Here is a 14001-nt window from a genome sequence, read left to right as displayed (position 1 = left end):
AAGGTTTGCTCACGCGGGGACCGGGACACATGGCGCACATGCCGGGCACGCAAGCGCCGTTGCGATCCCGTGATCCGACTGTGATCCGGTTCGCTTCGGCACGCGTGTCGGAACGAGATCGAAGCCCTGGGCGTCCTTCCCGGTACGGGCCCGTGAGGGTCCCGCGCCGGACGCGGGACACCCGGGGGTCGCGGCTGCGTGTCAAGGTTTATGCCGATTTGAACACTTTCCGCATGGCCTTGGTTCCGCAGAGTGAATAAGGGGCCCAATAGCAGATCTCGGCTTGACTCGCCCGGAGCAGCACACTTGTAATTTCACTCGTGTCGTTCAGCCGGAATCGGTAACGGCTACATCACGGGGACGCGAAAGACGGACGAGGGGCGCACATGACCGAGCTGGTGCAGCAACTGCTGGTCGACGACGCGGACGAGGAACTCGGCTGGCAGGAGCGCGCGCTGTGCGCCCAGACCGACCCCGAGTCCTTCTTTCCCGAGAAGGGCGGCTCCACCCGCGAGGCCAAGAAGGTCTGCCTCGCCTGCGAGGTCCGCTCCGAGTGCCTCGAGTACGCCCTCGCCAACGACGAGCGCTTCGGCATCTGGGGCGGTCTGTCCGAACGCGAGCGGCGCCGGCTGAAGAAGGCGGCCGTCTGACCGCGCCCTCGCGCGCATCCCCACGAGAAGTTCACGAACGGCCCGTTGCCGGTGGCTTGTCCACAGGCGACGGGCCGCCTTGCTGGCCAGCCGATAGTGTGGTCGCTCGTCCGAGACGCCCCGCTGCCCCCACGGGCACAGGCGTCCACCGCAGTCCACACCGAACCGGGGCCGTATCTCGATGTCCGTGCACAGCCGTACGGCAGCCCACTACGACGCCGCTGCCGCAGCGCCGTCCGAGCCCGCGCGCGCGGCGGATTTCGACCCCAACCGCCCGCCCGAGTTCCCGCGTCACGTCGTCACCGCCGTGCTCGTCTCCCACGACGGTGCCCGCTGGCTGCCCGACGCCCTGGCCGGCCTGCTCGGCCAGGAGCGCCCCGTACAGGACGCCGTGGCCGCCGACACCGGCAGCGCGGACGCCTCCGCGCAACTGATCACCGACGCCCTCGGCGCCGACCGCGTGCTGCATCTCGCCCGGCGCACCGGCTTCGGACAGGCCGTCGAGGAGGCCGTCCGCAGCGCCCCGGTCCTCACCCCCGACGACCTGCCCTACCTCAAGCGCCCCAGCGGCTGGGACCCCGTCACGCGCACCTGGCGCGACGACGCCTACGACATGCCCGACCTGCCCCACGGGGAGCCCGTCCAGTGGCTCTGGCTGCTGCACGACGACTGCGCACCCGAACCCGGCGCCCTGTCGGAGCTGTTGCGCGTCGTCGACGGCGAACTGGAACTGGGCCGCGACGACGTGGCGGTCGTCGGCCCCAAGCTCCGCGGCTGGTACGACCGGCGGCAGCTGCTCGAAGTGGGCGTCAGCATCGCCAACTCCGGCCGCCGCTGGACCGGCCTTGACCGGCGCGAACAGGACCAGGGGCAGCACGACCACGTACGGCCCGTGCTGTCGGTGTCCACCGCCGGGATGCTGATCCGCCGTGATGTCTTCGACGAGCTCGGCGGGTTCGACCGCCGGCTGCCCCTCATGCGCGACGACGTCGACCTGTGCTGGCGTGCCCACACCGCCGGCCACCGCGTCCTCGTCGCCCCCGAGGCCGTCGTACGGCACGCGGAGGCGGCCTCCCGCGAGCGCCGCACCGTCGACTGCGCCGGGCGCACCACGGCCTCCCCGCACAAGGTCGACAAGGCCGGCGCCGTCTACACCCTGCTCGTCAACACCCGCACCGCCGCGCTGCCCTGGGTGCTGCTCCGTCTCGTCCTCGGCACCCTCCTGCGCACCGTCGCCTACCTCGTCGGCAAGGTCCCCGGACAGGCCCTGGACGAGATCCGCGGCCTGATGGGCACCCTGCTGCGGCCCGAGCGGATCATCGCCGGACGCGGCAGACGGGGCCGCTCGCAGCTCGACAAGGGCGAGTTCAGAGCGCTGTTCCCGCCGCCGGGCGCCACCGTCCGCGCCACCGTGGAACAGCTCGCGAGCAACGTCGTCGGCCGCTCCGACCCCGAGGTCTCCTCCGCCGGCCGGCACGGCGGCGCGGTCGAGTCCGGCCCCGGCGGCGAGGACGCCGACTTCCTCGAGGTGGAGCAGTTCGCCCGCCTCAAGCGCATCGCGCGCAAGCCCGGCCCGGTCCTCTTCCTGGTGCTGCTGTTCGTCTCCCTCGCCGCGTGCCGGGCCCTGCTCGGCGGCGGCGCGCTCGCGGGCGGCGCCCTGCTGCCCGCCCCCGCCGACTCCTCCGAGCTGTGGTCGCGCTACCTCGACTCCTGGCATCCGGTCGGCGCCGGCGGCACCCCCTCCGCACCGCCCTACCTGGCGCTCGTGGCGATGCTCGCCTCCCTGCTGTTCGGCTCCACCGGCCTCGCCGTCACCGTCCTGCTGATCGGCTCGGTGCCCCTGGCCGGGTTCAGCGCGTACTTCGCCTCCCGCCCGCTCGTGGAGTCCCGGCTGCTGCGCGCCTGGGCGGCCGTCGTCTACGCCTTCCTGCCGGCCACCACCGGCGCCCTGGCGGGCGGCCGCATCGGCACCTCCGTGCTGGCCGTGCTGCTGCCGCTGCTCGCCCGCGCGGGCATCGCGGCCGGCGGCCTCGCCAGGCCCTCCGGCGCCCGCGGCAGCTGGCGCGCCACCTGGGCGTACGCACTGCTGCTCACCATCACCACCGCCTTCACCCCCATCGTGTGGCCCGTGGCCCTCGTCCTCGGCCTCGCGGTGCTGGTCGTGCGGCGCGGCGACATCGTCGCCCACGCACCGCGCTTCCTCGCGCAGCTCGGCACCCCGCTGCTGATGCTGGCGCCCTGGTCGCTGACCCTGCTGCCGTTCGGCTTCTTCAAACAGGCCGGCCTGGACTTCGGCCCGTCGGCCGCCTCCGCGCTGGACCTGCTCGGCGCCGGCCCCGGCGGCCCCGGCACGGTGCACGGCCTGATGCTCATCGGCATCGTCCTGGCCGCCCTCGCCGCCCTGCTGCGCTCCGAGCGCCAGTCCGGCATCCGCGGAGCCTGGGTCGTCGCCCTCGTCGGACTCGTCTTCGCGGCCCTGTCCAACGCCTCCACGTGGGCCGGCCCGGCGACCCTCGTCTACGGCATCGCACTGCTGACCGCGGCCGTGCTCGGCGCCGACGGGGCACGCGCGCGCGTGGCCGAGCAGAGCTTCGGCTGGCGCCAGCCCGTCGCCGCGCTGATCGCCTTCGCCTCGGTCGCGGGCCCCTTGCTGGCCGTCGCCGGCTGGATGATCCGCGGCGCCGACGGGCCGCTGGAGCGCCGCGACCCGGTGCAGGTGCCCGCGTTCGTCGCCGAGGAGAGCAGCACCCGCGACCAGGCCCGCACCCTCGTCCTCGACAGCGACTCCACCGGCCACGTCGGCTACGTGCTCGTACGCGGCTCCGGCGCCCGCATGGGCGACGCCGAACTGGCCGCCGCGGACGGCGGGAACAGCAGGCTCGACAAGGTCGTCGCCAACCTCGTCGCCGGTTCCGGCGCCGACCAGGCGGGCCAGCTCGGCGGCTTCGCCGTGCGCTACGTCCTCGTCCACCAGGGCGCGCCCCGCGAGGTCAGCCGCGTTCTGGACGCGACCCCCGGCCTGTCCCGGCTCAGCCAGCAGAAGGGCAGCGCCCTGTGGCGGGTCGACCAGGAGGTCTCGCGCGCCGCGATCGTCGCCGCGCCGGGCTCCGGCACCGCCTCCGCCCCGGGCACCGCCGCCACCGCCCAGCCCGTGGCCGCGGGACCCGTCGAGATCCACACCACCATCCCCGGCGGCCAGGACGGCCGCGTGCTCCGCCTCGCGGACTCGGCCGCCCCCGGCTGGACGGCCACCCTGGACGGCAAGCCGCTGGAGCGCACCACGCTCGACGGCTGGGCCCAGGGCTTCCGGCTCCCCGCCTCCGGCGGGAAGCTCGACGTCACCTTCGACGACCCGGTCACCCACACCGCCTGGCTGTGGGCGCAGGGCGCCCTCGCCGTCGTCCTCGTCGTGCTCGCCCTGCCCGGCAGGCGCCGCGACATCGACGACGACCTGCCCGAGGAGCAACCCCTGCCCGTCCAGGCCGCCGACGGCGAGGGACGCCGGGCCCGCAGGCTGCGCGCCCAGGCCGAGGCGGAGGCCGAACAGGCCCGGGAATCGGACCAGGAGCCCGTCCCGGCCGAGCCGGACGCCGTGCCCCTGCCTCCGCAGGAGGCCCCCGCCCCCGCCGCCGTCCCGCACCAGCAGACCTACGACGACTGGGGCGCCACCGGCTACCAGGGAGCCGGGGAGTACGCCGGATACGGCGGCGAGCAGTACCAGGGCGCCCAGCCCCAGCAGTACCCGGCGGGCGCCTACGACCAGACCTACCAGGCCGACCCGTACGGGAGCGGCCAGGCCGACCCCTACCAGGGCGCCCAGTACGACCCGTACGCGTACGGCGGCACCACGGCACCGGGTTCCTACGAGCAGCCGTACCACCAGGGTTACGAGGAGCCCCAGGGCTACGAGGAGCCGTACGACCCGGCGCGGCACCACCAGCACGGCATCGGCAGTGAGCGCCCCGACGGGAGCCAGCAGTGAACCGCACGACCCTGTCCCTGATCGCCGGCGTGACCGCGCTCGCCGCCGTCACCGGATTCGCCGCGCTGAACGGCCCGGACGCGGCGGGCGCCGGCCCCGCCAAGGCCGCCGCCCAACTGCCTGTTGAGCGCACCACCTTGGTGTGCCCCGCGCCGAGCAGCTCGGACATCGCCGACACCTCGTACACGTCGTTCACGCCCGTGACCAAGGGCACCGACAGCGCGGGCAAGGCACAACTCCAGGCCGCCACCGAGGAGTCGGGCACGGCCACCGGCAGCACACCGGGCACCGGCACCGGCAAGGGCAAGGCGGGCGGCGCCAAGAAGAAGGCCCCCAAGCCCGTGCTCGACCCCAAGGCGCCCGGCACCCCCGCCTCCGGCGACACCTCCGGGGCGGACGCGCCCGCGCTGATCGGCACCGCCGACGGCCGCTTCGCGCCCGGCTGGACGATGCAGGCCACCACCGAGGTCGCCGCGGGCACCGGACGCGGGCTGCTCGGCGTCGACTGCACCGCTCCGGACACCGAGTTCTGGTTCCCCGGCGCGAGCACCGCCGCGGACCGTTCCGACTACGTCCACCTCACCAACCCCGACGACTCCGCGGCCGTCGTCGACATCGAGCTCTACGGCAAGGACGGCGCCGTGAAGTCGACGGTGGGGGAGGGCATCACGGTCGCGCCGCACTCCAGCGAGCCGGTCCTGCTCTCCACCCTCGCCGACGCGCCGCAGCAGGACCTCACCGTGCACGTCATAGTGCGCAGCGGCCGGGTCGGCGCGGCGGTGCAGGCCCTCGACGCCAAGCTCGGCGGGGACTGGCTGGCGGCGTCCACGGACCCGGCGGGCAGCCTCGTGCTGCCGGGCATCCCCAAGGACGCCACCGCCGTGCGCCTGATCGCCTTCACGCCCGCCGACTCCGACGCCGACCTCAGGGTGCGCCTCGCCTCGCCGTCCGGCCTGATCACCCCGGCGGGGCACGAGACGGTGCACATCAAGGGCGGCATGACGACCGCCGTCGACCTCGGCGACGTCACGCGCGGGGAGGCCGGTTCGCTGGTGCTCACGCCGACGTCCCAGTCGGTGCCCGTGGTCGCGGCCGTGCGGGTCCTGCGGGGCAAGGCCGGCGACCAGGAGACCGCGTTCATCCCGGCGACCGCCCCCGTCGAGACCCGGGCGACCTCCGCCGGCAACGGCGCCAAGGACGCCACGCTCTCGCTGACCGCCCCCACGGCCACCGCCGAGGTCAGGGTCACCGCGTCGGCGGGCAGCCAAGGCGGTACGGCGGTGTCGAAGACGTACACGATCAAGGCGGGCACCACCCAGGACATCGCCCCGCCGGTCCCGTCCGGCCTGAAGGGCACGTACGCGCTGACGGTCGAGCGGCTCTCGGGCGGCCCGGTCTACGGGTCGCGCACCCTGACGGCGACCAAGGAGGGCGTACCCGGCTTCACGGTCCAGAACCTGCCGGACGACCGCGGGACGGTCGCGGTGCCGCAGGCCGACCAGGACCTGTCGATCCTGCAGAGGTGAGCGGACGGGCCCGCCGGCCGACGTGTGCCCCGGGCCCTCGGCCCCGGACTGAGCCCCGGGCTCTGGGCCCCGGGCTCAGTCCTCCCCGTACCGGGGATCCACCGTCTCCGGCGTCAGCCCGAGCAGCTCCGCCACCTGCTCGACGACGATCTCGTGCACCAGGGCGGCACGCTCGTCGCGCCCCTTGGTGCGGATCTCGACCGGCCGCCGGTAGACGACCACGCGCGCCCGGCGTCCGTCCCGCGCGGGAACCGTCCCGCCGAGCGGCACCGCCTCGTCGTTCCACCCCTGCCCGGGGCCGTCCAGCCGGGGCACCTCCAGCACCATGAAGTCCATGTCGGCCAGTTGCGGCCAGCGCCGCTCCAGTCGCTCCACGGAGTCCTGCACGAGGTCCGCGAACGCCTCGGCGCGGCTCGCGGCGAGGGGTACCTGCGGTGGTGCGATCGGGCCGCGCATGCCCCGGCCGTGGCGGTCACGACGGCGGGGCCCGGGGCCTGCGGCTCGGGGCGGTACACGGTTGTCCATCACTGGTGAAGGGTAGTCCCCGGCGCCCTCGCGTGCCCGGCCCCGCGTGGCGTCGCGGACCCCCTGCCGGGCCGTGCCCGGGCGTGCCGGTTGATGACCGTTCCAGCCAAGGTTGGGCTCGATTCCGTATCTCTCCAGGACCGTGGAGCTCAAGGCAATTGACGGTGTTTGTACCAAGTCGTGACCGGAGAAAGAGACGTCCGGAATCTCGAACGCAGACGTCCGCGCAGGTCAGCAAGGTGTGTCAGCAGGGGCTTGTGGGGCGTTTCACACCACGACACGGGGGAGTGACCTGGTGCAGAGTCGTCGCGGCCCGCTCAAGAGTGCGGTACCGTCCAACGTCGTGAGCCCTGTACGTCGCTGTTCGCGCACCGCTTGCGGCCGTCCCGCCGTAGCGACGCTGACGTACGTCTACGCCGACTCGACCGCCGTCCTCGGCCCGCTCGCCACCTACGCCGAACCCCACTGCTACGACCTGTGCGCCGAGCACTCCGAGCGCCTCACCGCGCCCCGCGGCTGGGAGGTCGTCCGGCTCCTGGACGCGTCGGCTCCCGCCCGCCCCAGCGGCGACGACCTGGAAGCGCTCGCCAACGCCGTGCGCGAGGCGGCCCGTCCGCAGCAGCGCGCGGCCGAGGCCGGTGGCGGCGGCCCGCGCGGAGCGGACCCGATGGAGGTCGCGCGCCGCGGCCATCTCCGGGTGCTGCGCTCCCCGGACAACTGACAAAACCGTTCAGCGCGCCCGGCCCACCTCCGCCCACCTCGGGCGACGCCCGTGCCCACGGCCCGGACGCCCTGCACCACGCCACCGTCCGGGACGGGTAGTTTGTCGTCACCGGGGCGTCACCGGCGCCACCGGACAGGACATCCAGGAGGGTTGGCCGTGGCTGCTGATCTGTCGCAGATCGTGAAGGCGTACGACGTGCGCGGGGTCGTCCCGGACCAGTGGGACGAGGCGCTCGCCGAACTCTTCGGCGCGGCCTTCGTCCAGGTGACCGGCGCGAGCGCCGTCGTGGTCGGGCACGACATGCGGCCCTCCTCGCCCGGACTGTCCGGCGCGTTCGCGCGCGGGGCGGCCGGCCGCGGCGCCGACGTCACCCTGATCGGTCTGTGCTCGACGGACCAGCTGTACTACGCCTCGGGCGCGTTGGGCCTGCCCGGCGCGATGTTCACCGCCTCGCACAACCCCGCGCGGTACAACGGCATCAAGATGTGCCGGGCGGGCGCGGCCCCCGTCGGCCAGGACACCGGCCTCGCCGAGATCCGCGAACTGGCCGAGAAATGGCTCGAGTCGGGCGCTCCGGGCCCCGCGCCCCGGACGGGAACGATCACGCGGCGCGACACGTTGGACGACTACGCGGCACACTTGCGCTCCCTCGTCGACGTGGCCTCCATCCGCCCCCTGAAGGTCGTCGTCGACGCGGGCAACGGCATGGGCGGCCACACCGTCCCCACCGTATTCGCCGGCCTGCCCCTCGACGTCGTCCCCCTGTACTTCGAACTCGACGGCACCTTCCCCAACCACGAGGCCAACCCGCTGGACCCGGCGAACATCGTCGACCTCCAGCGGCGCGTGCGCGAGGAGGGCGCCGACCTCGGTCTCGCCTTCGACGGCGACGCCGACCGCTGCTTCGTCGTCGACGAGCGCGGCGAGCCGGTCCCGCCGTCCGCGATCACGGCCCTGGTCGCCGCCCGCGAACTGGCCCGGAACGGCGGCAAGGGCGTGATCATCCACAACCTCATCACCTCCTGGACCGTCCCCGAGGTCGTGCGGGAGAACGGCGGCACCCCGGTGCGCACCCGCGTGGGCCACTCCTTCATCAAGGCCGAGATGGCGAGCTCCGGCGCGATCTTCGGGGGCGAGCACTCCGCGCACTACTACTTCAAGGACTTCTGGAACGCCGACACGGGCATGCTGGCCGCCCTGCACGTCCTCGCCGCCCTCGGCGGCCAGCCGGGCACCCTGTCGGCCCTGGTGGCGCAGTACGACCGCTACACGGGCTCCGGCGAGATCAACTCCACCGTCGCCGACCAGGCGGCCCGCCTCGACGCGATCAGGTCCGCCTACGCCGGCCGCCCGGACGTCACCCTCGACGAACTCGACGGCCTGACGGTCACGGCCGCCGACTGGTGGTTCAACGTCCGCCCCTCCAACACCGAGCCCCTGCTCCGGCTGAACGCGGAGGCGCGCGACGAGGCCACGATGACCAAGGTGCGCGACGAGGCCCTGGCGATCATCCGCGGCTGAGGTTCACCCCTGAGGGTTCACCCTTCGACGACCCGGTGGGGCAGGCCGGGCGGGCGCCGGACGGTCCCCGCCCGGCCCCGCCACCCGGCCCCCACCGGCGGTACCCTGACCAGGCACGTCCGTACGACCACACACACGTCCGTCCGCCCCGAAGGGAACCCCCATGCCGCTCGAAGCCGGCCTCCTGGAGATCCTCGCCTGCCCGGCCTGCCACGCCCCCCTCAAGGAGCAGGACACCGAGCTGATCTGCACCGGTCAGGACTGCGGCCTGGCCTACCCCGTGCGCGACGGCATCCCCGTCCTGCTCGTCGACGAGGCCCGCCGCCCCGCCTGAGGCCCGGCCGCCCCGCCCCCACCAAGTCCTACCGGACACGGGACGGAGACGGGCCGCGGCCCGGCCGCACGAGGCGCTGCGCCCGTACACCCGACGACCCGGTGACCGGAGCCCGATCGGAGGCTGCCGCCCATGCTCGACGAATCGCTGCTCGACGCCCCGGAGGATCTCGCCCAGGCCGACCGCCGCGGACTGCTCCGCGGGGCCGCCGAGGCCGGCGCCCGCGTCCGCACCGCCGCCCGGCACGCCGCCGAGGCCGGCGTGGCCGACCTCAAACCCGACGGCCGCCCCCGCGCCGTACTCATCGCGGGACCCGGCGCGGCCGCCACCCACGCCGCCGACCTGCTCGGCACCCTCGCCGGCGCCGGCAGCCCCGTCACCCGCCTGGCCCCCAGCGGCGTGGCCTCCGCCTCCGGTGCCCTGCGCTGGGAACTGCCCGGCTGGGCCGGCTCCGTCGACCTGCTGCTGATCACCACCCCCGACGGCACCGAACCCAGCCTGTCCCTGCTCGTCGACCAGGCCTACCGCCGCGGGTGCTCCGTCGTCGCCGTCGCCCCCGTCGGCACCCCGCTCGCCGAGGCCGTCGACGGCGCCCACGGCCTGTTCCTCCCCATGGCCACGGCCCCCTACGACCACGACGAACCCCTCGCGGGATCCGCCCCCGGCGTCCTGTGGGCGCTGCTCACCCCGCTGCTCGCCCTCCTGGACCGCGTCGGCCTGCTCACCGCCCCGCCCGACGCCCTGGAAGCCGTCGCCGACCGGCTGGACCACATCGCCGAACGCTGCGGGCCCGCCATCGTCACCTACAGCAACCCCGCCAAGGCCCTGGCCGCCGAACTCGCCGACGCCCTGCCGGTGATCTGGACCGAGGGCGTCTCGGCCGGACCCGCGGGCCGCCGGTTCGCCGCCGGGCTCGCGGAACTCGCCGGCCTCCCCTCCGTCGTCGCCGAACTGCCCGAAGCCCTCGCCGCCCACAGCGCGCTGCTCGCCGGCCCGCTCGCCGCCAGCGCCGACCCCGACGACTTCTTCCGCGACCGCGTCGAGGAGGCGCCCGCCTGGCACGCGCGCGTGGTGCTGCTCCGCGACCGCCCGCTCGGCGGTCTCACCGCCGCCCCCGCCGCCCGTGACCTGGCCCTCAGCCACGACACGCCGGTCAGCGAGCTGGAACCCGACCCCGGCGGCGAACTGGAGACCCTCGCCGAACTGATCGCCGTCACGGATTTCACCGCCGTTTACCTGGCGCTCGCCTCCCGCGCCTGATCTGCCGCTGATCTGTCTCCAGCCGCGAGAGCCCGCGCCACACCGCAGAAAGAGACGCATGGACCGCCTCGACAACACCGTCCGCCCCTACGCCTGGGGCTCCACCACCGCCATCCCGCACCTGCTCGGCGTCGAGCCGAGCGGCGAACCCCAGGCGGAGATGTGGATGGGCGCCCACCCCGGAGCGCCCTCGCGCACCGCGCGCGGCACCCTCGCCGAGGTCGTCGAGGCCGACCCGGAGCGGGAGCTGGGCCCCGAGGCGGTCGCCCGGTTCGGCCCCCGCCTGCCCTTCCTGCTCAAACTCCTCGCCGCCGGCGCCCCCCTCTCCCTCCAGGTCCACCCCGACCTCCGGCAGGCCGAGGAGGGCTACGCCGACGAGGAGCGCCGCGGCATCCCCGTCGACGACCCCCGGCGCAACTACAAGGACGCCAACCACAAGCCCGAACTGATCTGCGCGCTCACCGAGTTCGACGGCCTGTGCGGCTTCCGCGCCCCCGCCGAGACCGCCCGCCTGCTCGCCGCACTCGGCGTGGACTCCCTTGAGCCCTACGTCGACGTGCTGCGCGCCCGCCCCGAGGAGGCGGCCCTGCGCGAGGTGCTCACCGCCATCCTCACCGCCGACCGCGAGGAGATCGCCCACACGGTCCACGAGGCCGCGGCCGCCTGCGCCCGCCTCGGCGGCGAACACGCCCCCTACGCCGAGATCGCCCGCCACTATCCCGGCGACCCCGGCGTCCTCGCCGCCATGCTCCTCAACCACGTCCGCCTCCAGCCCGGCGAGGCCCTCTTCCTCGGCGCCGGCATCCCGCACGCCTACCTCAGCGGCCTCGGCGTCGAGATCATGGCCAACTCCGACAACGTGCTGCGCTGCGGCCTGACCCCCAAGCACGTCGACGTCCCCCAACTCCTGCGCGTCGTCCGCTTCGAGGCGGCCGGCCCCGGAGTGCTGCGCCCCGAGGCCGCCCCGGACGGCGAGGAGGTCTACGACACCCCCATCGACGAGTTCCGCCTGTCCCGCTACGTCCTGCCCGAGGGCACCGCCGCCCACGACCTCACCCTCGGCACCCCGCAGATCCTGCTGTGCACGGCCGGCTCGGTCCGGGCGGGCGAGCACGAACTGACCCCCGGCCAGTCGGTGTTCGTGCCGACGGGGGAGAAGGCCGCGGTCTCCGGTGCGGGCACGGTCTTCCGCGCCACGGTCGTCGTATGACCTGACGCACCGCCGCCGGAGCGGGCTGCAACAATGACCCACCGGCAAAGGACGGGCAAAGACCGGACGGGCCGGCAACTGGGTACGAAGTCGAAGGGACAACGCGGACACATGAGCGCGTCAGGCGGCACCAGGGCGATCGTGGCGGCACTCGGCGCCAACCTCGCGATCGCGGCATCGAAGTTCGTGGCGTTCGCGTTCAGCGGCTCCTCGTCGATGCTCGCCGAGGGTGTGCACTCGCTCGCCGACTCCGGCAACCAGTTCCTGCTGCTCATCGGCGGCAAGCGGGCCCAACGCGAGGCCACCGCGCAACACCCCTTCGGCTACGGCCGGGAACGCTACATCTACGCCTTCCTCGTCTCCATCGTGCTGTTCTCCGTCGGCGGCATGTTCGCCATCTACGAGGGCTACGAGAAGATCACCCATCCCCACGCGATCGAGCACTGGTACTGGCCGGTGGGCGTCCTCGCCTTCGCGATCGTCGCCGAGGGCTTCTCCTTCCGCACCGCGATCAAGGAGTCCAACCAACTGCGCGGCACGCTGTCCTGGACGCAGTTCATCCGCCGCGCCAAGGCGCCCGAGCTGCCGGTCGTCCTCCTGGAGGACTTCGGCGCCCTGATCGGTCTCCTCCTCGCCTTCGGCGGCGTCGGCCTGTCCCTGCTCACCGGTGACGGCGTCTGGGACGGCGTCGGCACCCTCTGCATCGGTGTCCTGCTGGTCCTCATCGCGCTCGTCCTGGCCGCCGAGACCAAGTCCCTCCTGCTCGGCGAGGCCGCGGGCGCCGACGTGGTCCAGCAGATCGAGCGGGCCACCGTCGACGGCGAAACGGTGACCCGCGTCATCCACATGCGCACCCTCCACCTCGGTCCCGAGGAACTGCTGGTCGCCGCCAAGATCGCCGTACGGCACGACGACACGGCCACCGAGGTCGCCGCCGCCATCGACGCCGCCGAGGCCCGCGTCCGTGCCGCCGTCCCGATCGCCCGCGTCATCTACCTCGAGCCCGACATCTACAGCGAGACCGAGGCCGCCAAGGGCCCGGACCGCGAGGCCACCCCCGGCGGCCCGGCCCCGCACAGCGACTCCCACTGAGCCACCACCGACCGCGACACCGTACGGCTCATCGGGCGGACGCCGGCCTGCCGCCGCCGCCCACCACGGTCCCCCGTACGCCCCCGGGAAGCGTCCAAGTGGCCGGAGGCGGGCTGGGGGCCGCCCGCTCTCCCGGTGTAGCTTGGGACGGAGCCAGACGTCGCTGCTGATGGCGGTCGGGCGGTCCCACGACGGGCCGGCCGAGGGAGAGAGGGCCTCCGACGGACTGCGCTGCGCGTACGCGGGCATGCCTGTGTCCTCTTTCGGGCACTCCTGTGTCCGCCGCCGCGCAGGTCAGCCGTACCCACCTCGACCCGACTCCGAGGAGCAGCCCGCAATGACGACTGTCGAGAACCGACAGGACTTCAAGGTCGCCGACCTTTCCCTGGCCGAGTTCGGCCGCAAGGAGATCAGCCTCGCCGAGCACGAGATGCCGGGCCTGATGGCGATCCGCGAGGAGTACGCCGAGCGCCAGCCGCTCAAGGGCGCGCGGATCACCGGCTCCCTGCACATGACCGTGCAGACGGCCGTCCTGATCGAGACCCTGGTCGCGCTGGGCGCCCGGGTCCGCTGGGCGTCCTGCAACATCTTCTCCACCCAGGACCACGCGGCCGCCGCCATCGCCGTCGGCCCGGACGGCACCCCCGACAACCCCAAGGGCATCCCGGTCTTCGCCTGGAAGGGCGAGACCCTGGAGGAGTACTGGTGGTGCACCGAGCAGGCGCTGACCTGGCCGGACAGCCCCACCGGCGGGCCGAACATGATCCTGGACGACGGCGGTGACGCCACCCTCCTCGTCCACAAGGGCGTCGAGTACGAGAAGGACGGCAAGGTCCCCTCCGTCGACACCGCCGAGTCCGACGAGCACCGCGTCATCCTCCAGTTGCTGACCCGCACCCTGGGCGAGAACCCCCAGAAGTGGACCCAGCTGTCCTCGGAGATCCGTGGTGTGACGGAGGAGACCACCACCGGTGTCCACCGTCTGTACGAGATGCAGCGGGACGGGACGCTGTTGTTCCCGGCGATCAATGTGAACGACTCGGTGACGAAGTCGAAGTTCGACAACAAGTACGGGTGCCGGCATTCGCTGGTGGACGGGATCAACCGGGCCACCGACGTGCTGATCGGCGGCAAGACGGCCGTGGTGTGCGGGTACGGGGACGTGGGCAAGGGCTGC

Annotated in this window: 11 protein-coding genes; 10 read left to right on the top strand and 1 reads right to left on the bottom strand. The window is 73.7% G+C overall.

Annotated features, from left to right (window positions below; translation table 11 throughout):
- Positions 1–386 precede the first annotated feature (386 nt).
- The 3 genes from IE217_RS30460 (at position 387) to IE217_RS30450 (ending at position 6158) form a co-directional block, all read left to right on the top strand.
- Positions 387–650 carry a WhiB family transcriptional regulator gene (locus IE217_RS30460; RefSeq protein ID WP_003975777.1) on the top strand — a complete coding sequence of 88 codons (264 nt, stop codon included), beginning with the start codon at positions 387–389 and terminating at the stop codon, positions 648–650.
- 181 nt (positions 651–831) lie between these two features.
- Positions 832–4632, top strand: coding sequence for a glycosyltransferase (locus IE217_RS30455; RefSeq protein WP_190181189.1), 3801 nt, complete (start codon positions 832–834; stop codon positions 4630–4632).
- Positions 4629–6158, top strand: a complete 1530-nt coding sequence (locus IE217_RS30450) for a DUF5719 family protein (protein ID WP_190181188.1) — start codon at positions 4629–4631, stop codon at positions 6156–6158. The genes IE217_RS30455 and IE217_RS30450 overlap by 4 nt, the downstream gene beginning before the upstream one ends.
- 75 nt (positions 6159–6233) lie before the next feature.
- Here the strand turns inward: IE217_RS30450 and IE217_RS30445 are convergent, their stop codons facing one another.
- The gene (locus IE217_RS30445) at positions 6234–6683 is read right to left on the bottom strand and encodes a metallopeptidase family protein (protein WP_190181253.1); all 450 of its coding nucleotides are present in this window, start codon (positions 6681–6683) and stop codon (positions 6234–6236) included.
- A 295-nt stretch (positions 6684–6978) separates the two neighbouring features.
- Here IE217_RS30445 and IE217_RS30440 point away from each other — a divergent pair, with 295 nt between their 5' ends.
- From IE217_RS30440 to IE217_RS30410, 7 genes are all read left to right on the top strand, one after another.
- Positions 6979–7404 (top strand): DUF3499 domain-containing protein, encoded by a 426-nt coding sequence (locus IE217_RS30440; RefSeq protein ID WP_190181187.1) that lies wholly within the window; start codon positions 6979–6981, stop codon positions 7402–7404.
- Between the two features lie 159 nt (positions 7405–7563).
- Positions 7564–8928, top strand: coding sequence for a phosphomannomutase/phosphoglucomutase (locus IE217_RS30435; RefSeq protein ID WP_190181186.1), 1365 nt, complete (start codon positions 7564–7566; stop codon positions 8926–8928).
- A gap of 163 nt (positions 8929–9091) precedes the next feature.
- Complete coding sequence (locus IE217_RS30430) at positions 9092–9262, top strand: Trm112 family protein (protein ID WP_007382472.1); 171 nt, start codon at positions 9092–9094, stop codon at positions 9260–9262.
- Between the two features lie 132 nt (positions 9263–9394).
- Entirely contained in the window at positions 9395–10522 is a 1128-nt protein-coding gene (locus tag IE217_RS30425) for an SIS domain-containing protein (RefSeq protein WP_190181185.1), read from the top strand.
- A gap of 58 nt (positions 10523–10580) precedes the next feature.
- A complete protein-coding gene (manA, locus tag IE217_RS30420; RefSeq protein ID WP_190181184.1) occupies positions 10581–11732 on the top strand; it encodes a mannose-6-phosphate isomerase, class I in 1152 nt (383 codons plus the stop codon).
- A gap of 111 nt (positions 11733–11843) precedes the next feature.
- A complete protein-coding gene (locus tag IE217_RS30415) occupies positions 11844–12824 on the top strand; it encodes a cation diffusion facilitator family transporter (RefSeq protein ID WP_190181183.1) in 981 nt (326 codons plus the stop codon).
- A 337-nt stretch (positions 12825–13161) separates the two neighbouring features.
- Positions 13162–14001, top strand: an 840-nt coding sequence (locus IE217_RS30410; RefSeq protein WP_190181182.1) for an adenosylhomocysteinase, incomplete at its 3' end; no start/stop codon positions are given.

Source organism: Streptomyces naganishii JCM 4654 (genome assembly GCF_014650575.1).
Classification (GTDB): Bacteria; Actinomycetota; Actinomycetes; order Streptomycetales; family Streptomycetaceae; genus Streptomyces; species Streptomyces naganishii.
This window is presented reverse-complemented; position numbering and strand designations above follow the sequence as displayed.

Bases quoted from the DNA above. Each gene is read 5' to 3' on its own strand.
- IE217_RS30460 (WP_003975777.1), top strand. From the start codon at position 387: ATGACCGAGCTGGTGCAGCAACTGCTGGTCGACGACGCGGACGAGGAA.
- IE217_RS30455 (WP_190181189.1), top strand. From the start codon at position 832: ATGTCCGTGCACAGCCGTACGGCAGCCCACTACGACGCCGCTGCCGCA.
- IE217_RS30445 (WP_190181253.1), bottom strand. From the start codon at position 6,683: ATGGACAACCGTGTACCGCCCCGAGCCGCAGGCCCCGGGCCCCGCCGT.
- IE217_RS30430 (WP_007382472.1), top strand. From the start codon at position 9,092: ATGCCGCTCGAAGCCGGCCTCCTGGAGATCCTCGCCTGCCCGGCCTGC.
- IE217_RS30425 (WP_190181185.1), top strand. From the start codon at position 9,395: ATGCTCGACGAATCGCTGCTCGACGCCCCGGAGGATCTCGCCCAGGCC.
- manA (WP_190181184.1), top strand. From the start codon at position 10,581: ATGGACCGCCTCGACAACACCGTCCGCCCCTACGCCTGGGGCTCCACC.
- IE217_RS30415 (WP_190181183.1), top strand. From the start codon at position 11,844: ATGAGCGCGTCAGGCGGCACCAGGGCGATCGTGGCGGCACTCGGCGCC.